We start from the raw sequence: 23,305 nt of genomic DNA on the forward strand, positions 1-23,305 counted from the left end.
TCAGCCATGAAATTTCACTTGGCGATTTATCGCCTAGTGAAAGGCCCAGCTGTGAGATGTCCGGGTGGGTTTCCCGGATAGCTCAGAGTGGTGCCCATGGCGTTCCACGGCGCAATTCCTGGAACCCTCCCAGAACCGGCAGTGAACCTCTACACAAACAACTAAAACAAACAAAATCAAAACACAAAAAAAGCCAGAAAGGAATCACCCTTTCTGGCTTTTACATTAAAGCAGTCAAAACTTGAGGAGGTCTCAACCGCTACTTGAATTTTATTATGAGAATTATATCCATTTGAATTATGAGAATTATTATGAAGAGGTATAAGTTAAGGACTGTTTCTTGCTTCCTTAGCTTATGAATACATAATAACTGGTAAATATGAAGAAATTATGATGCTTTTGCAACTTAATTAGGAAAAACTTGTTACGGATTTATTTCAATAAATAAATTTTCTTCAAGTCGTTAATTTCATTATCGCTAACTTTTAATTCGCTTCTGATATAATTATCTAGACTACCAGAGGTCTCCTCGATGGCTTTTTGAGCGACGTCTAAGTAGCTTTCGTTGACTGTTAAGAGTGCCTTGATCGATTCGACTAGGCTTGGATCTTTGGCTTCTACTTGCTTTAAGACGTTTGCTACGTAGATTTTACTTGCTTGATTGGTTAGTAAGTAGTCTTGTTTGATCGTTGGCAAGGGAACTCCTAAAGAATAAAGAAAGAAAACGGCACCCATGCCGGTTCTATCTTTTCCTGCTGTACAATGGAATAAGACTACTTCATTGTCGTTGCTATTGCCTAATAGTTCATCGAAAAATCTTCGATAGGCTACTCGTGCTTGGTCTTCAGTGATCATGTTGCGATAGACATCTAGCATGTGGTTGTAACCGTCGTGCGGATCAAAGTCGATTTCGGGAATTACCCGATCTTCAATTTTGGATGCTTCAGTTTGATCTTCAACAAAAACTGGTAAGGAAACATATTTGGCACCAGTTGGTACGCGATCAGGTTTTTTGTCGATCTCGTCTTTGGAACGAAAATCTACGTCGGTTTTTACGCCATAGTCTTTTAAGTACTTAATATCGTTATTAGTTAGATCACCGAGTCCAGCTGAACGAAGGGCTTTGTGATATTTGACGGACTGACCGTTGACAGTCTGGTATCCTCCCAATTCACGGAAGTTGATGCCGGCTTCTAGGTCTAAAATGCGACGTGCGCTTTCAGTTGCTCTGTCCATAAAAAGAACCTCTCTTCTCAATTTAGTCTATAGACTGAATCATTTATATATTATAGCAAAAGGAAGATTTATCCATGAAATTTCTTATCGCTCCAGGAAAGTATCATGATTCATCGATCAGCTCGAAACTGATCGGACAAGCGATATATAGTGGTATCTCACGGGCACTGCCAGATGCTCAGATAGTTACTATGCCTGTGACGGATAGTAAATATGGAATGCCTGCGTTAGTAGCCCATACAATTGGTGGTAAATGGGCCGATTTACTTTTCTTTGATGCCTTTTGGCAAAATAAGATGGGACGTTACTTATTAACGAACATTGATAGTCAGGATACCGCAATTATTGATACAGAACAAATAGTTGGCCCAGAATTAGCCGAATCAAAAAGTCGAAATGATCTTTTTCATGCGACGAGTTATGGTATTGGCGAGTTCATTATGGATGCAGTGACGAGTGGCTATCGCCAGATTGTTATTTCTTTGGGGACGTCTGAATCATACGATGGTGGTTTAGGAGCCCTCCAAGCTCTTGGAGCTAAGATTTATGACGAAGGTGGGGATTTGATACCAGAAGGTGAAAACCCGCTGATAAACGGTTATGAGGCTGATCTCGACGATGTCTATAAATTGCTACGAAAAGTGAAGATCACCGTCTTGCTGAGTTATTCTACTAGCATTGAAATGAAGGAAAAGCACGACTACTTATCTGAAACGCAAAAAGATTTTTTAGAGGATAACCTGCTTTATATTACAGAAAAAATCAATAAGAAGTATAATTTAGATATACACCCGATGCCTCGTTCAGGCTCCATTAATACATTGGCCGGTGCATTTGCGATGATGGACGCCCATATTTCGCGTTCGTCTTTCGAATGGGTCGCCAATGTCACTGGGATGGATGAAACGATCCGGTCAGCTGACGTTATGATAACCGCCACTGACGAAGTGTCTTCAGAATCCATGCACGATGAAATCCTGTTTCACCTGAGCAAGATCGCCGGCTTTTCCAAAATGCCGACCTTCATTTTTTGTAACAACTTTATTGATGACTTTGAAGATTATGAACAACTTTTTACCGGAATATTCTCGACACAAATGTCGAATTATTCATTAAAAAGTAAAGATGAACAAATAATTTTTGAACATTATGAATCGATCGCTAATCAATTAGCGAGAACATTGGGTGCATTTCATAATGGAAAAGATTGAAATTAATAAAATTATGCATTAATCTAAAGGTAAAGCTTTCGATTAAGGGCGTTGTTGGAGGATTAAATTATGGAACAAGACTATGAAAAGATTTTGGTACCAGTAGATGGATCAAAAGAAGCAGAAATGGCATTTCACAAGGCCGTCAAAGTGGCAGCAATGAACAAAGGTCACATTGACGTACTAACAGTTCTTGATACAAAACAATTCATCGGCTTACACGGTGGAATGTTAAACGGGGATGTAATTTACCAACTATCAGAAGATGCACAAAAGTATCTCAACGAATTAAAAGACGAAGCAGTCAAAGACGGCTTTGACTCAGACAAAATTGCCATCCACGTAAGATTCGGAGAACCAAAAACAGTCATCGCCACAGAATTCGTAGAAGAATACAAAAACGACCTAATCATGATCGGATCAACCGGAATGAACGCAGTAACAAGACTATTAGTCGGATCAGTATCGGAGTATGTCACACGTAATGCTAGAACTGATGTTATTATTGTTAGAACTGACGTTGATAATAAAACCATTAAATAAAAAAGAGAGTGGAGGCGCACGGGTAGCTGCTGAGGATTAACGCGTGTAGTCGCACAAGGCGCGGCGAAGCCGTGCCGCGACTACATGTGTTAACCGGAGGCCGCTGTGCGCCGGAACTCGTTTCCGCTATAAAACGGGCAACGTTTGGTAACAAACCTAAGAACGTTTGGTCATCAAACAATCGAGGTTTGGCATAAAACAAACAACATTTGGCAACCAAACAACCAAAGTTCACTAAAAAAATAGTGAACACCAAGCTCAAACAAAAAATCCAAAACCAAAAAAAGAGGCCAAAATCCGGCCTCTTTTTTGCTGAACAAGAATACAAACAACAAAAAAACGTAATTTAAATTAAAGCCAGTAGATATAACAACAAAAGACTATCAAAACCAACCAGTAGTACAATGAAAATATTGACTATCCAAATAAACTAACTGAATCAAAGGAGTAAAACCATGCGCTGTAAATGGGCCGAAAATACTTTTCCAGAGATGGAAGCATATCACGATAACGAATGGTGCAAGCCAAGTCACGATGAGAAATACTTTTTTGAAATGCTAACGCTAGAATTGTCGCAAGCGGGTTTATCCTGGTCGACGATCATCAAACGACGTGAAGGGTATCGCAAAGCTTTTGCTGACTTCGATTATCAAAAAGTCGCAAAATTTGATGAGACCAAGCAAGAGGAACTCCGCAACGATCCCGGCATCATTCATAATAAGCTGAAGATTTCTGCTACGATCAACAATGCCCAGAAAATCGTTGAGATGCATGAAAAAGGCAAAAAATTTTCTGATTATATTTGGAGCTTTACTGACGGAAAAGTTATCGATCATCATCTAAAAAAAGACGATGAAATGTTGGCTCAAGATGAGCTGTCGCAACGGATCAGCAAGGATTTGAAGAAGCGTGGCTTTCGCTTTGTTGGGCCGACGATCATCTACTCATACTTGCAAGCGGTCGGCGTGATCAATGATCATTTAGATCAATGCGATTTTAAATGAAACGATTTTTCAGTATAATGTAAGCTAACTGGAGGAAATAAAATGAATTCTGAAACTATTAGTGAGTTTGGCGAATGGCTTGACGATAACGCCAACAAGATTGAAAACAACTCAGTTAAGTTTGATGCACAACGTGTTTACGATGTCATCGATAACTTGGAAGTGTTAAGAAAGCCGATCAAAGAATACTTTGATATGACTGAAGAAGACTACTACGAAAATGAGTCTGATCACCGTTTGACACTTCAAAATCCTGAGGCTAAATTGAGCGAATTAAAAGATCGCGTTTTGGTCAACCACATTGATGGTTCGTTAGCTGACCACGATGTTAACTTTACTTACAACCACGAAAATCCATTTCCTGATGGCGAATACAGTCCTAAGGTCGACGTTGACTTAGTAAACTATTCTTTCGTTGTGATTGGTGCTGTTTTTGCCAATACAATCGTTGCTGATATTAGAAACTCTATCTCAAAGGATGCGATCCTTTCAGTTGCTTTGGCAGCTAAGGCAATTGCAGATTGGCAAGATTAAGATGGACTTGTTATCAGTCAGAGATTTATCTTTTGAAAGAAAAGGTTACTTTGCATTCAAGCATGTAACCTTTTCTTTAGCTCAAAACCAAGCTATCAACATCGTGGGGGATGCTGGATCAGGTAAGACAGCGTTGTTAGAGACAGTCGTTGGTTTGAATGAAGCAGATAGTGGTAAAGTTACTACTACTCCGGGAGTTCGGATCAGTTTTATGCCACAAGTCGAGACTGAAGTCATTGACATTAGTGTTGGTGATTATTTAGAACAAACTCGACAGATCGAGGGCAAACTAGCTGTGTCGTCCGCACAATTGAAAGATATGGCGGCTTTTTTAGGCATGCGTTCATTGATGGACCGCACAGTAAAGACGTTGTCATTAGGGGCCAAGCAGCGAGTTAGCTTTTTAAATGCGATCGCTAAGCGTCCTAATATTTTGATCATGGATGATCCGTTTTCGTTCCAAAATAGTTTTTACGCCCACAATATGTTGGAGATTTTTAAAGATCTGCAAGACCACGGTTCCGGTATTATTATGGCGGCTCCAATGCGCGATACTATTACTGATGGCTTTTTCAATACGAATTATTTATTGAGCGGCAAGACACTTGCCGGATTGCCAGTCGACCGCAGTGCCTATTTGATGTCATTTAAAGCGACTAAAGACTCGATGGCGATCACGAAAGAAATCGCTCATTATGCGACGACTACTTTCAATAATTTGATCGAGATCAGAGCACCATATGATCAAAAGGAACGGATCTTGCATACGATGTTAGAAATGAATTACTTGTTTGAAGGGATGGTCAGCCTTGAAGTTTAAATTTTTATTCAGCAATTTTTCCAAACTCTTGTTGGACGACTTAGTCTATCCCGTTTTTTTAGGATTTCTAGTGATCTTTGAGTTGTTTTTCAACCTACTCGTGGATGACAGCGTTAAGGTCAAATATCCTAGCATGATTATTTTGAACTTTTTCTTTGCCTTGATTTTAGCAATGTACTTCTTGAAAAAAGATACTTTGCAAAATCGTTATTTGAAGCAGCGGATCGATGACTATTATTTGTACGCACTGACCCAGATGTTCGTGTTGATCGTCTTTAATGTGGTCACAGCTTTGATCTCGGGTATTTTTACGTTCTTATTTTCTACATCACCGGCCGCAAATGGTACTATGATATTAGTATTGATGACAACTTCTTGGATCGGGACAGCAATTGCATTCATCTGCCGTTCCCAGTGGACTAGTCGGAAATATATTGCTGCTGTCAGTTTGTTGGTGATCGTATTATTCTCGTTAGCAGACAGCACCAATACTATCTTGGTCTACATCAACTGGATCTTGCCACCAGTTTCGACCGTAGTGACAACCTTTCAAGAGCATAGCAAAATGGTCGCTTTGTTACCGTTAGCCTTGAGACAGTTCATTTATGCACTCATCCTTTTCGGCATCAGCTTGTTCTTCAACAAAAAAAGTTATGCAAAGTGATATAAAAAGCTTGCCATTACACGTCCTTTTTGTTTAAATATCGGAATGAGTAATTTTAGATTATGGAGGTCGTAAGATGAGTAACGTTTATCTACGTCAAGCTAGAAGTGAAGATTTACCAAAAGTATTGGACATTATTTCTGGTGCGAAAAAAACACTTAGAGATCGTGGCGTCGACCAATGGCAAACAGGCTATCCTGATGAAGCAATCTTAAAACAAGATTTAAACGATGGAATTAATTATGTAATGTTATTGGACGGAGAAGTTGTCGGAACGGCAGCTTTGCAACAAGGAATCGAACCTAACTACGAAAAGTTAGTTAATGGAAAATGGGATGCAGAATCAAATAAGGAGTATTCAGTAATTCATCGAATCGCTGTTGAACCAGGGCATCAAGGCCAACATTTATCAGCTGCTTTAATTCGTCAATTATTGACTATTTCTTATCAACTAGGTTATTCAGATGTCAGAATTGACACACATCCTGAAAACTTAGTTATGCAACACGTTATTACTACTAACGGATTCGTTGAAAAGGGCGAGATCAGCATGGAAGAAGACGAAGGCGTTAGAAAAGCTTATCAACTTCTCTTGCATTAAAATGAAAATATAATATTTTTTATTAAAAACCATCTATTTCTGATGGTTTTTTTGTTTGTCTAAGTCCAAAACATGATAAGATTTAGTCAATTAGGAGAATAAAAATCGTGAAAATCAAATTTCTTACTAAAAAATTTTTAAAACCAAGGCCTTCGGAATTTATCTCTTCTCAAACAGACAATTTTTTGAGAAAATTAAAGCCGAGACCATTTTTTACTGAATATATCGGCCAAGTTTTCAGAAAGAATGTTGAACCTCATGTGACGCCAAACTGTCTAACGTTATCGGTTTTGACTGACACGCATGAAAAGGCCGTCGCTAGTTCATCATATTATGGTCTCAACGGTGTTCGACACATCATTGAAGCAAACAAGGCTTGCGATTCACTGCCAGTGGATTACAATATTCATTTGGGTGATTTGATCGATGGAAGCGATAAGCCAGAAATCAGTCGCGGATTGTTACAATTCACGATGGAAAACTATCAAAATAGTCAACGTCCTTTTTACGTTTTAGAAGGAAACCACGATGAAAATGACAAGTATGATGAGCATAAGTTCATTACTTCAGCCTCATTCAGACGTGATGACTACTATAATTTAGTAACGAAACCTGACTTTGAACAGCCTGAGATCAAGCGTCTGAGCTTAGGATCTAAAGTTGCTTGGATCGATAAGGGCGATATCCGAGTTATTTTCTTGAATACGAGCGATATTCCCTATATCCTAAATGGCGGGACCAAGAAGTATGACTTCAAAAAAGTCAGAGGTATCCGTGAGCAACAAATCGAAGATCTGATCACGATTTTGGAGAAGACCGTCGACAAGCACGTCGTTGTATTCGGTCACGCCAACTTGATCAGCCAAAGCGGTCGTTCAGCTTTGAACTTCAATGGTGACTTGATCCAGAAGATTTTTACTAGTTTTAACAACAAAGAATCAGGACTATTAAAAAATGAATTGTCGGGCGATTTTGGAGTTAATGTTAGATACAACTTCACTGACACTGGCATTTCGACTGTCTCCAATTATATTTGTGGACACATGCATTATGAAAAGTACTACACAGTAAGCGGAATTAATCATATAATATTAAATTGTTCGGCCTTGATGGGTAAAAAGCATGGCCTAACGACAGATTACAATAAAAAATGGGATCGTCGATACAATGAAATTTCTGAATTAGCAGGTTATTTCATTAATATCAATCCCGATAAAATGCTGCTACAAATATTTGGATATGGTGCAGCAACTAGATTCGTAAGTTTTGAAATTTAAGGAGAATTAAATATGTGCGGTATCGTCGGTTTTGTAGACAATAAAATTGCTGACAAAAAGCCAGTTATAGAGGCTATGATGGACACGATCAAACATCGTGGACCTAATAGTTCAGGGGAATTAGTTAATGAGGATACAGCGCTAGGATTTCGTCGGTTAAGTATCATTGATATCAACAGTGGTATGCAACCTATTTATAACGAAGATAAATCAAAAGCGGTAATTTTTAACGGAGAAATTTATAACTACCAAGGTATTAGAGAAGAATTGATCCAAAAGGGTCATACTTTTACTACCGAAACAGACACAGAAGTATTGTTGCACGGTTTTGAAGAGTGGGGAATTGAAGAATTACTTAAGAGAATTCGCGGAATGTTTGCTTTCGTAATTTATGACCTCGAAACAGGGGACATTACAGGTGCCAGAGACTTTTTCGGTATCAAGCCACTTTATTACTATAATAAGAACGGAACATTCATCTTTGGTTCAGAGATCAAGTCATTTTTGAAGCATCCTAACTTTGTTAAGGAACTAAACAAACAAGCTTTGAAACCTTATTTGACTTTCCAATATTCAGCTCTAAATGAAACATTTTTCAAGAATGTTTTCCGCATCCCAGAAGGACACTACTTCAAGTTCCACAAGGGCAAGTTGCAGATCAAGAAATATTGGGATGTTGACTTCAAAGAAAAACAAGACAGCTTAGAAAATACTGTCAAAAAAATCGATGAAGCTTTACGTGAGTCTGTTAAGGCCCATGCTATTAGTGATGTTCCTGTTGGATCATTACTATCCAGTGGAGTGGACTCAAGTTACGTTACAGCCATCTTGAAACCACAACACACTTACTCGATCGATTTTGATACAAGCACTTATGAAGAAGGATCAGCCGCTAAAGAATTAGCAGCTAACTTAGGCTTGGAAAACACTCGTGGAATCGTTACAGCTGATGAAGCTATGAAGTCGATCCCATTGATCCAATATTACATGGATGAACCAGATTCCAATCCTTCATGTGTGCCACTTTATTTCTTAACAAAACTAGCTAGTCGCGACGTTACGGTAATCCTTTCCGGTGAAGGTGCCGATGAATTGTTCGCAGGCTACGCAAATTACGGCTACCACTCACACTCGAAGACAGTTCGAGTAGTAGCTGAAGAATTGAAGAAATTGCCAAAGGGTGTGCGTTACAAGTTAGCCCACGGATTAAAGAAGCTTCCTAACTTTCCTGGAAGACTCCACTTATACGAGTCAACAGCTAAGGCTGAAGAATTCTTCATCGGCCAAGCAAAAGTCTTCAGTGAACAAGAAGCAGCCAAAGTCGTTAAACCGGACTTTGAAAAATCACGTTCAGTTAAAGAAATCGTTATGCGCAGTTACCGCAAAGTAGCAGACTACCAAGACGAAGTGAAGAAGATGCAATACTTAGACCTTCATCAATTCATGGCTAACGATATTATCTTGAAGGCTGACCGGATGAGTATGGCAAACTCAATGGAATTGCGTGTGCCATTCTTAGACAAGAAGGTAGCAGAATTAGCAGAAACAATTCCTACGAAGTACTTATTGAACAGCAAGGATAGTAAGTATGCATTACGTGTGGCAGCTGAAAGAGCATTGCCTAAAGCATGGGCAAAACGTGAAAAATTAGGTTTCCCAGTACCAATTCGTGACTGGATCCACACTGAAAAAGTTTATAACGAAATGCACGAGCTATTCAGCGAAGACTTTGCTGGAGAGTTCTTTGATCAAGATATGATCTTGAAGATGCTCGACGGATTTTATAAAGGTGAAAACGATGATCGTCGTAAGATCTGGACAATTTATACATTCTTGATCTGGTATAAAGTTTACTTTATCAATGATGGTGCTAAGCCTGACATCGATCCACAAGTTAAAGTTGCATATAGTAATCAATAGATTTGATAAGCTTTCACTAGAGATAGTGGAGGCTTTTTTTGTACTTGAGGTGAGAGAGAAACGCAGACAGAGGCGTTTTGCTTTGATAGGCGCTTGTGATTTTAGGTGGTTGTTGGGATAGAGGTAGTAGCTTGTTTGGGAGGTTCAATGTCGACTCCGGGGCCCGGGAATACAGACACTGGAACGTAGGGGACACGATTTTGAGCTATCCGGGAAGTTCACCCGGACATCTCAAAACTCGGTCTTTCACTAGGCAATAAATTGCCAAGTGAAATCTCCCTACTGAGGTGTGTATTCCCGGGCCCCTCCGTCTGAATAGTAGAAATCTTCTTTTTTTTAATTGGGAAATAGGTGCTTCCTAGTTTTATGCGCAAGATTTGTTCTGTTTGATTACTGAGCAGCTTCTCGGTGCGCGGGACTAAAGCTCCGCTTATTTTGTTTCCTGACGTACCTTATTTTTGCAATCTTTTCTTTGTTTTCTGGTCGGATAAGTTGGGATATTATTTTTGATCTCTTGCCTTCGCTTCTGGGCTCGTGTGCCTAAGTACCGCACCCTCGCGTGGTTCTAACAAATGTTTATAGATTATGCTGTTTATTTTCACTTTGTTTTTTTGTTACTGATTTTTGTTGTTGGATTCTATTTAAATTATTTGATGAATTTGTAATGAAATGAATTATCCCATTTTTTTAGGTGGAAAGGATCTAGATTTTTTGTCACTTTTTTGAAAAGGGATGACTGGTTATTTTTTGAGGGTTAGTGATATCCTAATCTTAAATGATGTTAGAGGAGGATTTTCATGGAGACTTATACTTTGCGAGATGGACTTAAGTTGCCAAAGGTTGGCTTTGGTACTTATAAATTGAATGGCGCTCACGGTGTTTCAGTGATCGATTCGGCAATCGATCAAGGATATCGTTTGCTTGATACTGCTTTTAATTATGAAAACGAAGGTGCAGTCGGCGAAGCTGTTCAACGTTCGTCAGTACCTCGTTCAGAATTGATCATTTCATCAAAACTACCAGGCAGACATCATGACTACCACGAAGCCATCGATACGATCCAAGAATCACTATATCGGGCACACCTGGACTATTACGATCTATGTTTGATCCACTGGCCAAACCCAAAAGAAGATCATTACGTAGAAGCATGGCAAGCCTTGATCGATGCGCAAAAATTCGGACTGATTCGTTCGATTGGAGTATCAAACTTCCTACCAGAACACTTAGATAGACTAGAAAAAGAAACTGGCGTAGTCCCAGTGATCAACCAAGTAGAACTACATCCATACTTCAACCAAGAAGAACAAAGAAAATACGACCAAGATCACGGCATCCTAACACAAGCCTGGAGCCCAATCGGTCGAGCTAGCGAAATGCTACAAAATGAAACCTTGAAAAAAATAGCAGCCAAATACAACAAAAACGTCGGCCAATTGATCTTAAGATGGGAAGTACAACTAGGAACACTCCCAATACCAAAATCATCAACACCAAGCCGTCAAAAAGGAAACATAGACATCTTCGACTTCACCATCAAAGACGAAGACATGGCAACAATCAACTCTTTAAGTTCAAAAGATGGAAGATTAAAAGACCAAGATCCAAGTTATTACCAAGAATTCTAGAAAAGAAAAGTGCAATTGGTACAATGTGACATTGTCCAGTTGCACTTTTTTTGTAGAATGGGGGTGAAAAAAAGGACCCCACCATGGCAAAACCGAAAAACACAAAACCACAGAAGTAAAAAAAGAACCACAAAATAAGGCGAGAGTGCGAGAGAATCGAGCACGCAAGCAAAAGAGAAGAAAAAAGAGAAAATGAAAGAAAGAAGAATGTTAACAGAGTAAAAAAATGAACAGGGTCTTGAACTGGCTTTTAATCTTACAAACCAAGGTAGAAATTGAGATAGACCACAAAAACTAGGACGCGCAAAAAATGCCAACTTGCACAAAAAAACTCGGTCCCAATCAAAAAAAAGAGGAGATTGTTGCACCATCTAGACGGAGGGGCCCGGGGATACAGCCCTCAGCACCTAAATTTCACTTGGCAATTTATTGCCTAGTGAAAGACCGAGTTTTGAGATGCCCGAGTGGTTTTCTCGGGTAGCTCAAAATCGTGTCAGGTGCGTTCCAGCGGCTGTATCCCGGCCCCCGGAGTCGGCAGTGAACCACCCCCCAAACTACCACCACCATCCCACTAACAAATAACCATAACCACAACATCTAGTTTAAAAAAACTAGATAACTAAGTTATAATAACCAAATACCAACAAAAAACAAAAAACCAGAAGGAATCAAAAAGCAATGAACGAACTACAAACATGGCTAAAACAAACAGCCAACTACACCCTACCAAGGTGGAACAACCTCCCAGACCTAGCGCTATACAAAGACCAGCTCATCACCCTAGTAGAACAATACGTAAAACCAGTATGGATCGGGGAAGCACCAATAGTAACCCAATCCATGGTCAACAACTACGTAAAAAACGGAATGATGCCAGCACCGATCAAAAAGCGCTACCACAGAGAACAGCTAGCTTACTTGATCGTAATAACTTTTTTAAAACAAGTCATGTCGATGGACGAAATCAAGCGAGGCATCGAATCGGAAACCATCGCCCTAAAAAGCGTCGAATCCGCATACAATACTTTTTGCGACAAACAAGAAGCTGCCTTACAAAACCTGAGCACCAACAAGGTGCCAGTCCCTGAAGACACCGAACTATTAAGTAGTCTGGTGATCGACTTAGTCACACGGACCTTTGCAACGAAATTAATGACCAGAAAGATTCTAACGATTGGAAATAACGACTAAAATGAAAGGCGACCAAAATGACTAATAAAATAGCAATCCTAGTAGATTCATGCTGTGATCTACCTGAAGAATACTTAAAAAAAGACGGCATTTATGAACTACCAATGCAGATCAACTACAAAGAAAAAAGCTATCTAGATCGTGTAAACATAACTTCAAAGCAAGTTTATGACAACCTAGAACAAGAAATACCAAAAACATCACTACCAACAGGAGATTCGATCCAAAGAACCTTAGATGAAGCCTACGCAGCAGGCTACAACAAAATAATCTCCATCTCGATCTCCTCAAACCTATCAGGAACGTACAACTTCTTAAACACCTTCCTAGAACAAGACGACCGCTTCACCTATCATGCCTTCGACACCAAACAAGTAGCCATCGGAGCCGGCCTAATAGCTGTAGCAGCCAAAGACCTAGTTGACACCGAAGACAATTTCGAACAAATAGTAAAACAAGTAGAAAAAATCTGCGCCAACACAGTAACCTACTTCTGCATCCCAACCTTAACCTACCTAAGAGCAGGGGGCAGAATCGGCCTAGTCTCCTCAGTAGTAGGAGGAATGCTAAAACTAGCACCAGTAATAACCTGCAACGAAGAAGGAATCTACACCTCAATAGCCAAAGCCAGAGGAATGAAAAAAGGTCAAAAAATCATGCGTGAAAAAATCCAAGAATTCATAGGTGATCATAAAGACTACCTAATAGGAGTAAGTCACGGAAACGACGAAAAAGTTGGCGGAAACCTACTAGCAAAACTAGAAGAAAACGGCATCCACGGCAAAAAAGAATTCTTCGGCATAGTAGGCCCAGCCCTAGGAGTACACACAGGCCCAGGACTAGTAGGGGTAGCAACTTGTCTCCTGTAAACTAAAAAATAATCAGAAAAAGAAGCAAATTAGTAAATGAAGAAAAACAAATAAGACACCTTATCAAGTAACAAATAACGATAAGGTGTTTTTTTTCCATGCTCTTACAACAAAAAAGAATAAGCGTGAAGGGTGCAAAGCACCCGATCCACGCGCAAACGAACAATCAAACAGAGGTGCCGAGAAAAAACAAAGAGAGGTACAAAGCAGCAATAAAAAATAAAACCAAATTCGCAGAGCGAAGTCCTGCGAAACATCAAAAAGAAAGAAAAGCACCAAAAACACCAAATTTCTGCAACAAAAAAATTCAGCACCTACTTTCCCCCCCTAAAAAAGAAGGTTAATGACTATCTAGACGGAGGGGGCCGGGGATACAGCCCTCAGCCGCCAAATTTCACTTGGCAATTTATTGCCTAGTGAAAGGCTCGTATTGGAGATGTCCGGGTGAACTCCCCGGATAGCTTCAATCGATGCAGCCGGCAGCGTTCCAGCGGCTGTATCCCCGGCCCCCGGAGTCGGCAGTGAACCACCACCAAAATTACAACCACCAAACAACTTACTAACATATTATTAAGTTTCCCCCCAACCACCACTCAAAACACAAATTTGAATTACTATAGAATTATTGATATCATATTGAGTCGATTAACCGAAGAAATAACCATCCCGACAAATATGGTATAATCAACAATGATTGTAAAAAATTAAAAATAATCGAATTAGAGTGAGAGGTTGATACCTATCGAAACTAAATCAGGAAAAAAATTCACACCGGTACTCTTAGGTAGTGATATGAACGTGTACGGAATGGCTCGTGCGTTCCATGATCTATATGGCGACAAAGTACAAGCATATGCCGAAGCACAATTAGCCCCAACACGTTTTACTAAAATACTTGATCTTACTCTCTTTTCTGGATTTTCTGAAGATCCCGTTTTTATTGAAAAGATGCGCCAGATCGCTAAAAAATATGACAAACATGATGAACCAGTAATTTTGATCGGTTGTGGTGATGGCTACGCCGAATTAATTAGTAAACATAAAGAAGAATTATCAAAGACATTCATTTGCCCATACGTTGACTATGATCTCTTAAAATCATTGAACAACAAGGAAAGTTTTTATAAGGTCGCTGACGAACACAAATTGCCACATCCTTTGACTACTATCATTACTAGGGCGATGTATGAAGATAAAGAAGATATCAAGAATCCTTACGACTATCCAGTAGCTTTGAAGCCTGCTAATAGTGTTGAATGGCTCGATATTCATTTTGAAGGTCGTAAAAAAGCCTTCACGATCCATTCAGACGAAGAATTCAAAGATATCGTTGGTAAGATTTTTGACAATGGCTACACTTCTGACTTGATCTTACAAGACTTTATCCCTGGTGACGATTCAAATATGCGTGTTTTGAATGCTTACGTGGACCAAGAACATCACGTTAAAATGATGTGCTTAGGTCATCCAATTTTGGAGGACCCAACTCCGCAAGCAATCGGTAACTATGTGGCTATCGTGCCTGAGTTTAACCAAGACGTTTATGACGTCGTGCAAAAATTCCTCGAAGACATCAAATTTACCGGCTATGCTAACTTTGATATGAAGTATGATTCTCGTGATCAAACTTTCAAGTTCTTCGAAATCAACTTACGTCAAGGACGGAGCAGCTTTTTCGTAACATTGAATGGCTACAATCTTGCTAAATATGTCGTAGAAGATTATATTGAAAATAGCTTAGAAAATGAGCCAACTGTTTACGCAAACAAGAATAAAGCTCAACACAAGCTTTGGCTTGGAGTTCCAGTTAAGGTGTTCCGTAAGTATGCGGCTGATAATGAAGCTAGCCACTACGCTGAAGAGCTGATCAAGCAAGACAGAATTGGCACAACCGTTTTCTATGATAAAGATCGTTCCTTCAAACGCTGGTTGTTACTAACTTACATGTTCCACAACTATGTAAAGCGTTTCGACAAATATTTTGAGGTCAACAAAGGACGAGATTTCGAATAATAGGGGGCTGTACAAATGGACGAATTAAAGGATTATCAAGTTAAGAAAATTGAATATGATCGCATCTTGATCTGTGTAGATTCAGATGACTTCGTTTCTTCCAAGAATGCTTTCAACTACGCTTGTTCTCTAGCTAAGCACTACAATGCCAAATTAGGTATCGTATCTGTTTTGGAGACAGGTGACTTGAACATTTTCCAATCATTGGATAAAGACACACTTGCAGAGCGCCGTAACCAAATCAAGGAACTCCTCGAAGCATACGGGGAGAAAGCCAAGACTTATGGTGTTCAAGATCTTCATTTGATGGTCACAGAAGGTAACCCTGGTCACGTGATCGTTGAACAAGTAATTCCTAAATTCCAACCAGACTTAGTGATCGTTGGTGTTGAAGAAAAGAACCGTAACCGTAATACTATCGGTTCTCAAGCAGCACGGATCGTTAACGATTCTAAGGTTTCAGTCAGTGTTATTAGATAAATCAACAAATTAACCAAGCTGGGAGGCTGGGACTAAGTCCCAACCTCCTTTTAGTGTTATAGTAGTACTCAATTAACAATCATAATTTAACTTATATTTGGTGGTGAAGGCATGTTTACAAGCAAGATAGTTGGTGGCGCAGGCGACATGGTCGATGCTAAACCAGCTAATGAAAAAGATAATCTATACTTAGCAGTCAACGGAGCCTGGCAAGAAAAGGCAGTGATCCCTTCTGATAAGCCTAGAACCGGTGGATTCATGGATCTCGATGAGGGCGTTGAAAAAACCTTAATGAAGGATTTTCATGAGTTTGCTAACGACGAAGATAAAGTCAACGATGACTTGTTATTCCAAGCAGTCAAACTATATCGTTTGGCTAACAACGTTGAACACCTAGATAAATTTCATCAACAACCAATCCTAAAAGATATCCAACGGATTACTGATCTTAAGGATATCAACGATTTGAGTGAGCAATTAGCTCCACTTTCAGCCGACAATTTCCCATTGCCGATCGACGTATCGATCGATGCTGACATGAAAGATACTTCAACAAATGTCGTCTACATCGAAGGAGCAAGTTTGATCTTGCCGGACAAGTCATACTATGACGACGACAACGAATCAGGCCAAACTTTATTGAAGAAATTCAGCGAAGTCTCAGTTAAATTGCTTTCCATGATCGGCTACGACCTAGAAAAAGCCCAAGCTATCGTCAAAAAAGCCTTAGCTTTCGATAAATTGCTAGTACCGATCGTCAAGAGCCAGGAAGAATGGGCTGATTATACTAAGATCTACAACCCAATGGAATTCAATGAATACGTTACAAAATCTAATGTCTTAGACTTGAAGAAGCAAGTAGTCGATTTGATCGATGCTACTCCGGAAAAAGTCATCATTGAAGAACCACGTTATTTGGATAACTTGAACAAGTTGGTCAATGCTGAAAACTTTGAAAACATTAAAGAATGGATGTTAGTCACATACTTAACTGATAACGCATCTAACTTAGATGAAGAGTTCCGTCAAACCATCGGTGAATACTCACTAGCTTTGAGCGGTGCTCAAGAGCTTCAAAATAGAACCAAATATGCCTATCACAAGGCAGCCAATATTTTTTCTCAAGTAGTTGGTACTTATTACGGTAAGAAATACTTTGGACAGGCTGCCAAAGATGACGTTGCCAATATGGTCAAGAAGATGATCTCAATCTATGAACAACGGATCAACGACAACACTTGGCTCGGTGAAGATACTAAGAAAAAGGCTATTGTTAAGTTGGAAACGATCAAGATCAAAGTCGGTTATCCTGATAAGATCGATGAACTGTATTCCAAGTATGAAGTGGAAGAGACAGCGTCATTATACGACAACGTGATCAACTTCAGACGGATCCGTCGTCAAGACGAACTAGACAGCTACCATCGTCCAGTCAACCGTGAAAAATGGCTCATGCCAGGTCATATGGTCAATGCTTGTTACGACCCATCAAGAAACGATATCACTTTCCCAGCAGCTATTTTACAAGCACCATTTTACAGTTTGGATCAAACAAGCAGTCAAAACTACGGTGGTATCGGAGCGGTTATCGCGCATGAAATTTCCCACGCTTTTGACAACAACGGTGCTCAATTCGATGAGTTCGGAAACATGAACAATTGGTGGACCGACGAAGACTATGCCAAGTTCAAAGAACTAACACAAAAGATGATCAAAGAATTCGACGGCATCCCATACAACGGAGGCAAGGTAAACGGTAAGCTAGTAGTCAGTGAAAACGTAGCCGACGTCGGCGGTTTAAGATGTGCTCTAGAAGCGGCCAAAACCGAAAAAGACGAAAACCTAAGAGAATTCTTCATCAACTGGGCTAGAGTATGGCGCCTAAAAGCAACCAAAGAATTCAACGAACTACTATTAAAGACTGACGTACACTCACCAGGCCCATTAAGAGCCAACGTCATGGCACAAAACATGGACGAATTTTATACAGAGTTCAACATCACACCTGATGATGGAATGTGGTTGGATGAAGATAAACGAGTTAATATTTGGTAAAAACAAAAAAAAAGAGCGGAGAGAGATGGTCAGCTGCTGAGGATTAACGCGGGTGGTCGCACAGAGGTGTGGCAAAGCCGTACCGCGACCACCTGTGTTAACCGGAGGCCGCTATCTCCCGGAGCTCGTTTCCGCTATAAATGGGGCAACGTTTGATAACCAAACTAAAGGGGGGGGGTTGTATAAAACAATAACCGTTTGGCTCCCAAACAACAAAGCTCCAGTACAAATCACCCCATGCAACAATCAATAACTCCATAAAAAACAAAGAAAGACAAATACCATCAGAAAAAAACATCTGACAAAAATGGTATTTGTCTTTTTCATTCCCAACAAAAAATCAAAAACAAATATTTTGATGATAGAATAAAAATATAAAGCATATCCAGGGGTGAATATGCCAAATCAACTCATCGGTAGAAACTGATGAACAATAAGGGGGAATGTTTTTATGAAATTGTCATTTGTCTCACCATTGATCAGACAAGAGGGGTATCGTCCAGTAGACACTGCTAAATCACTAGATGTATTCGCATTGAAAGGTGAATCATTAGGCTTACAAGTAAGTATTACTTTGGAGAAAGATACTTGGATTAATTTAAACGACGATGAATCGTTACCATATCAGGGATTAATTGAAAGATGTCGAATAGATTTACAAGGTGATTATTCTTATGGAAAAATTCAATTTGAAGAATTGGTCACTGATGATGATGATATCTCGAAACGAGACTTGATCAGTCATCAAACGGCTAAATTGCTAAAGAGAGGGACTCATCTACTCTGGATCGATTTGAAGTATGCGACTTCAGGAGTTCATCGATTATCCGTTAAACAATTTTTAAATGCCAATTACGAACCTGAAAAATTAGAGCAAGAAATTGTTCAAAACATTGAAATATCGCCGGTTGAAGTTTCCCAAGGTAACAGCTTTTATTTAGATCTATGGCAGCATTTAACTAGTTTATCGAGATATTACCAAGTACCACTCTGGTCGGATGAACATTTTCAAATAATTGAAAATTACTTAGAACCACTCAAAGAAGCCAATCAAAAAGTTTGTGATCTAGTAGTTACTGATTATCCATGGGCAGGTCAAGGTTGCTTTGCTGAGGAAGACAATCCAAGCAGTCTTTATGAATACAACATCGTTAAAGTATCACAAAAAGATGGAACATTAGAATGTGATTTTTCCAATCTAGATAGATATTTGGAACTGGCTGAAAAGTATCAAATGGCTGATGAAATCGATCTCTTTGGTTTACTAGGAAATTGGTCAGCTAGAGATTTCGGGAATCCACTGTCCGATTATCGTGATCCTTTGAGAGTGCGCTTTTATAATCTTGATGAACATCATTTTGATTTTATAAATAGCCAATCACAATTAAAAAAATATTTAATACTGCTATTTAAGCATCTCCAAAATTTGGGTGTTTGGGATAAAGTTTTAATAATGGCTGATGAACCGAGTGATTTGAAAATCACTGAAGAGTATCAAGCATTTTTACAAAGTTGTAGTGAATTGCCAATTGAATTTAAATTTGCCATCTTACACGACCGTGTATTAAAAGAACAAAATAAAACATTGGAAAATTATTCATTAATAAGTTCAATCCTTTGCGATAACATCCACGATGCTGATTCAATCGTGACGAGGTCATTGCCACAACTAACTTGGTATACTTGTTGTTTCCCTAAGAACTTGAATCAATTCGTACGGAGTCCATTGATGGAATCTCGCTTGGTAGGACCGTTGACTTATTTGTTCAACATGAAAGGATTTTTACGTTGGAATTATTGCCTATGGGTCAATGATCCTTCTGAAGATATCACTTATAAAAACTGGAAATGGTCGGCAGGAGATATGTTCTTTGTTTATCCAGGCAGAGATGGCAGACCGGAATACAGTTTAAGATTTAAACAACTGATTTATGGAATTCAAGATTTCGATTTCTATAAACAGTGTGAAGAAAAACTTGGCCGTCCGGCTGTTCTTGATATTTTGCAAGAGTTAACAGGAAATGTTGATGATGTCAGCTACAATAAGCAAGATGATACTATCAATATTAATTACCGTAATGACTATAATTTGGTGTCACAAGTTAAACGTGAATTAGCTGCAAAAATGAAATAAATTTATGATCATTTTCCTTACTAAAAGGAAGATGATCTTTTTTAGTTTGACGCCATTTGAAAATTACAGCGAAAAAAAAGCCTAATTGAAATTAGGCAATCAGCTAGTTAATAGTATTTTTAAACAGTAATTGATGAGGTACACCACTGCGAATAAAAGTATCGCCCTCTGGTTGATAACCCAAGGCTTGATAAAAATCACTGGCGGTATATCTGGCAGCAATTTCAATTTTTTTGCAGTCAGTATTTAGGCAGGCGCTTTCCAACTCGGATAGTAATTTATGACCGATACCGTTATTGCGATAATTGTGTTTGACGACGACTCTTTGAATACGAACAGTTTCAGGATTTAACTGTAGTAACCTGGCGCCAGAGATACATTGGTCCTGTTCATAGACGGTTAAGTATTTGCATTTATCTTCATCGTGAATTTCGGTTGGCATATCTCCGTGGAGTTCAGTTACAAAAACGGCAATCCGCAGTTTTTTTAAGTCACGATATTCTTGACTATTTAGGTCGCTAGTCCAAATAAACTTCAAATTAGTTTGCATGATTAATTCTCTTTTCAGTTTCTGAATCGAAGTAATATAGTCGATCAGTTGGGAATTCTAGACCGGTCGACTGACCATTTTGTAGTGAACTCTTTTTGGATGCTTGAACGCTCATCCGGACTTGATACTTCGGATCGAACAAAGTTAAGATTTTTTCACTCCCCAAGTTTTCAACCAGTTCAACCTCCCAGTCGTTACCAGTCGTCAACTTGATATCCTCGGGACGAATTCCCACGGTAACGTTGCCTTCAACAGTTGGATCGAGATACTCTTTAATAAAGTCGAGATGCTCTTTAGAATCAAAAAAATTCATTTGGACATTGCCGATAAAACTGGCAGTAAAGATATTTTGGGGATCTTCGTAAAGCTCTTCAGGTTTCCCCATTTGCATGATTTGTCCTTCATTCATCAAGACGACTTTAGTAGACATGCTCATTGCTTCTTTTTGATCGTGAGTAACGTAAACGAAAGTCTTTTTCAGCTTCAAATATAGCTTCATAATTTCTGCTCTTGCTTGATTTCTTAATTTGGCATCCAAGTTGGAAAGTGGTTCATCCATCAAAAATATTTCTGGTTCTCTGATCATAGCTCGAGCTAAGGCAACACGTTGCATCTGGCCACCAGATAGTTCTCGAGGGTATCTGGATAACAATTCGTTGATTCCAAATAGTGTAGCCACTTTATGAACTCGTTCATCAATTTCTTTTTTAGGCAATTTTTCTAAGATCAAATGAATTCCGATATTTTTATAAACCGTCATGTGAGGGTATAAGGCATAGTTTTGAAAGACCATGGAAATATCCCGATCTTTAGGATCGATCGTGTTAACGTCTTTGCCCCCGAATAAAATCGATCCGTCGTTGATGTTTTCAAGGCCGGAAATAATCCGAAGTAAGGTAGTTTTGCCACATCCAGAGGGACCAACTAAGCCAATGAATTCTCCAGAATCTATTTTTAAATTGAAGTCTTTAAAAATGTAGTTTTTATTATCATATGATTTTGAAATATTTTTAAGTTCGATATCGGTCATACTTTGCCTATCCTTTTTCATTAAATGTTTTCTAGCGCTTACATTAATCTAACAATATTATATGATAAAATACAATGTGGTATGAAAAAAGGGGAATTATTTAATAATAGGGGGAAATGAAAATGGTGAAACGATTACTTAGGATGGGGATCGTGGGACTACTTTTTGCGACACTACTAGTTGGTTGTTCCAAGAACAGCAGTAAAAACGATAGTAGTTCTAGCAATGAAATTTCAGTAATGATTCCAGACTGGGGAGCACCAACGCAAAAGATGCTCAATCAATTTGAAAAGGAATCAGGCGTAAAGGTCAATGTTCAACCTACTTCGTGGGATGATATTAAGAGCAAGGTTTCAATCGCATCAAATGGTAAACAAGCTCCAGCAGATGTTTTTGAAGTTGACTGGTCATGGGTCGGTGAATTTGAAAAAGCTAACTGGTTGGCTAAGGTTGATGTAAGCAAAGACGATGCCAAAGATATTCCATCGCTTTCGACTTTTAAAATCGATGGCAATTACTATGCAATGCCTTATTCTAATGATGTTCGTATTTTGTATGCGAATAAGAAAATGCTTGCCGATGCAGGTGTTAATGAGATGCCAACTAGTTGGGATGATATGGATAACGACATGAAGGCACTCAAGGATAAAAATGTTGTGAAATATCCACTTCAGTTCCCGTTGAGAGCTGAAGAAAAAACAACTACTTCATTTTTGACATACGCTTATTTAAGAAATGGCGTTATTTTCAATAAAAATAATAGTTTGAATAAAAAGAGTGCCTTAGATACATTCAAGTATATTGATAATGCAGTTAAGTCCGGATATATTGATCCTGATAGTGTATCGACAGACGGCATGGATACTTTCAATGGCTTGAATCAAGGTAAAGGTGCAATGTTGATCGGACCATCATCATTCACAGTCAGCTCAAACAATAAGAAAGTTTCCAAAGTGGTCGGTCAAATTGAACCACTGACAATTCCATCTAATGATGGATCTGCTCCAAAAACGATTGCTTATACCGAAGCAGTAGGTATTTCTAAGTTTTCGAAGAATAAGAAAGCAGCAGCTAAGTTCGTTAAGTGGTATTCATCTGCTAAAGTTCAAAAACAATTGAACAAGGAATTAAATAATATTCCAACAAGAACTAGTGTCTTACAACAATTAGTTGACGACAAGACTATTAAAAACGGTGATATCTTAGTTGAATCCAACAAAATTGTTGCAATGCCATTCCCTAATGGAGTACCGGACAATTACGGAAAGATCAGTAGTGCTATTTTCAATACCGTAAACAAAGTTGCTCGTCAAAAGCTAAGTCCTGAAAAAGCAACTGATCAGCTTTACAAAGAAATCAACAAAATTAACAAAGACTAAATTTAGAAAACACGGTATTGCGCTGGTCCCTGTCAAGTTGACATTTGAAATAATATAAAAATTGAATACTTCTTAAATGGCCATTCTCCTGTATTCCGCAGGGGTATGGCCATTTATTGTTTCTGATCTATCTACATGATTAAAATAGTAGATCCCTTCTTTGACG

General features: G+C 38.9%; 21 protein-coding genes. 18 read left to right on the top strand and 3 right to left on the bottom strand.

What is annotated here, in order from left to right; all coding sequences use genetic code 11:
* Positions 1 to 432: 432 nt before the first annotated feature.
* The gene (locus tag EKM69_RS07615) at positions 433 to 1,236 is read right to left on the bottom strand and encodes a tyrosine-protein phosphatase (RefSeq protein ID WP_125709780.1); all 804 of its coding nucleotides are present in this window, start codon (positions 1,234 to 1,236) and stop codon (positions 433 to 435) included.
* A 74-nt stretch (positions 1,237 to 1,310) separates the two neighbouring features.
* Between EKM69_RS07615 and EKM69_RS07620 the strand changes: the two genes are divergently transcribed.
* The 17 genes from EKM69_RS07620 to EKM69_RS07700 all read left to right on the top strand — a co-directional run bounded on the left by EKM69_RS07620 (position 1,311) and on the right by EKM69_RS07700 (position 20,180).
* A complete protein-coding gene (locus EKM69_RS07620) occupies positions 1,311 to 2,447 on the top strand; it encodes a glycerate kinase (RefSeq protein ID WP_125709782.1) in 1,137 nt (378 codons plus the stop codon).
* 69 nt (positions 2,448 to 2,516) lie between these two features.
* The gene (locus EKM69_RS07625) at positions 2,517 to 2,990 is read left to right on the top strand and encodes a universal stress protein (protein WP_125709784.1); all 474 of its coding nucleotides are present in this window, start codon (positions 2,517 to 2,519) and stop codon (positions 2,988 to 2,990) included.
* Positions 2,991 to 3,445: 455 nt separating this feature from the next.
* Positions 3,446 to 3,994 (top strand): DNA-3-methyladenine glycosylase I, encoded by a 549-nt coding sequence (locus tag EKM69_RS07630; RefSeq protein WP_125709787.1) that lies wholly within the window; start codon positions 3,446 to 3,448, stop codon positions 3,992 to 3,994.
* A 42-nt stretch (positions 3,995 to 4,036) separates the two neighbouring features.
* The gene (locus EKM69_RS07635; RefSeq protein ID WP_125709789.1) at positions 4,037 to 4,528 is read left to right on the top strand and encodes a hypothetical protein; all 492 of its coding nucleotides are present in this window, start codon (positions 4,037 to 4,039) and stop codon (positions 4,526 to 4,528) included.
* A gap of 1 nt (position 4,529) precedes the next feature.
* On the top strand, positions 4,530 to 5,348 hold the full coding sequence (locus tag EKM69_RS07640) for an ATP-binding cassette domain-containing protein (protein ID WP_164505894.1): 819 nt from the start codon (positions 4,530 to 4,532) through the stop codon (positions 5,346 to 5,348).
* Entirely contained in the window at positions 5,338 to 6,012 is a 675-nt protein-coding gene (locus tag EKM69_RS07645) for a hypothetical protein (protein ID WP_125709792.1), read from the top strand. The genes EKM69_RS07640 and EKM69_RS07645 overlap by 11 nt, the downstream gene beginning before the upstream one ends.
* A gap of 76 nt (positions 6,013 to 6,088) precedes the next feature.
* Complete coding sequence (locus EKM69_RS07650) at positions 6,089 to 6,613, top strand: GNAT family N-acetyltransferase (RefSeq protein ID WP_125709794.1); 525 nt, start codon at positions 6,089 to 6,091, stop codon at positions 6,611 to 6,613.
* Between the two features lie 185 nt (positions 6,614 to 6,798).
* Entirely contained in the window at positions 6,799 to 7,890 is a 1,092-nt protein-coding gene (locus EKM69_RS07655; RefSeq protein WP_225423863.1) for a metallophosphoesterase family protein, read from the top strand.
* Between the two features lie 12 nt (positions 7,891 to 7,902).
* Entirely contained in the window at positions 7,903 to 9,810 is a 1,908-nt protein-coding gene (asnB, locus tag EKM69_RS07660) for an asparagine synthase (glutamine-hydrolyzing) (protein WP_125709798.1), read from the top strand.
* 797 nt (positions 9,811 to 10,607) lie between these two features.
* The gene (locus EKM69_RS07665; RefSeq protein WP_125709801.1) at positions 10,608 to 11,438 is read left to right on the top strand and encodes an aldo/keto reductase; all 831 of its coding nucleotides are present in this window, start codon (positions 10,608 to 10,610) and stop codon (positions 11,436 to 11,438) included.
* Between the two features lie 678 nt (positions 11,439 to 12,116).
* Positions 12,117 to 12,629, top strand: a complete 513-nt coding sequence (locus EKM69_RS07670; protein WP_125709803.1) for a DUF1836 domain-containing protein — start codon at positions 12,117 to 12,119, stop codon at positions 12,627 to 12,629.
* Between the two features lie 17 nt (positions 12,630 to 12,646).
* Positions 12,647 to 13,498, top strand: a complete 852-nt coding sequence (locus tag EKM69_RS07675) for a DegV family protein (RefSeq protein ID WP_125709805.1) — start codon at positions 12,647 to 12,649, stop codon at positions 13,496 to 13,498.
* 98 nt (positions 13,499 to 13,596) lie between these two features.
* The gene (locus tag EKM69_RS07680; protein WP_125709807.1) at positions 13,597 to 13,842 is read left to right on the top strand and encodes a hypothetical protein; all 246 of its coding nucleotides are present in this window, start codon (positions 13,597 to 13,599) and stop codon (positions 13,840 to 13,842) included.
* Between the two features lie 448 nt (positions 13,843 to 14,290).
* Positions 14,291 to 15,511, top strand: coding sequence for a carboxylate--amine ligase (locus EKM69_RS07685; RefSeq protein WP_125709826.1), 1,221 nt, complete (start codon positions 14,291 to 14,293; stop codon positions 15,509 to 15,511).
* A 15-nt stretch (positions 15,512 to 15,526) separates the two neighbouring features.
* The gene (locus EKM69_RS07690) at positions 15,527 to 15,991 is read left to right on the top strand and encodes a universal stress protein (RefSeq protein WP_125709809.1); all 465 of its coding nucleotides are present in this window, start codon (positions 15,527 to 15,529) and stop codon (positions 15,989 to 15,991) included.
* Between the two features lie 111 nt (positions 15,992 to 16,102).
* A complete protein-coding gene (locus EKM69_RS07695; RefSeq protein WP_125709811.1) occupies positions 16,103 to 18,046 on the top strand; it encodes a M13 family metallopeptidase in 1,944 nt (647 codons plus the stop codon).
* 451 nt (positions 18,047 to 18,497) lie between these two features.
* Complete coding sequence (locus EKM69_RS07700) at positions 18,498 to 20,180, top strand: DUF4091 domain-containing protein (RefSeq protein ID WP_125709813.1); 1,683 nt, start codon at positions 18,498 to 18,500, stop codon at positions 20,178 to 20,180.
* A gap of 103 nt (positions 20,181 to 20,283) precedes the next feature.
* Here the strand turns inward: EKM69_RS07700 and EKM69_RS07705 are convergent, their stop codons facing one another.
* Complete coding sequence (locus tag EKM69_RS07705) at positions 20,284 to 20,730, bottom strand: GNAT family N-acetyltransferase (RefSeq protein ID WP_125709815.1); 447 nt, start codon at positions 20,728 to 20,730, stop codon at positions 20,284 to 20,286.
* Positions 20,720 to 21,781, bottom strand: a complete 1,062-nt coding sequence (locus EKM69_RS07710; RefSeq protein WP_225423864.1) for an ABC transporter ATP-binding protein — start codon at positions 21,779 to 21,781, stop codon at positions 20,720 to 20,722. Before EKM69_RS07710 ends, EKM69_RS07705 begins: the two co-directional genes overlap by 11 nt.
* Before the next feature lie 101 nt (positions 21,782 to 21,882).
* On the opposite strand from EKM69_RS07710, the gene EKM69_RS07715 reads away from it, so the two are divergent.
* Positions 21,883 to 23,139, top strand: a complete 1,257-nt coding sequence (locus EKM69_RS07715) for an ABC transporter substrate-binding protein (RefSeq protein ID WP_225423865.1) — start codon at positions 21,883 to 21,885, stop codon at positions 23,137 to 23,139.
* The last annotated feature ends 166 nt before the right edge of the window (positions 23,140 to 23,305 follow it).

This window comes from Companilactobacillus zhongbaensis (genome assembly GCF_003946515.1).
Lineage (GTDB): Bacteria > Bacillota > Bacilli > Lactobacillales > Lactobacillaceae > Companilactobacillus > Companilactobacillus zhongbaensis.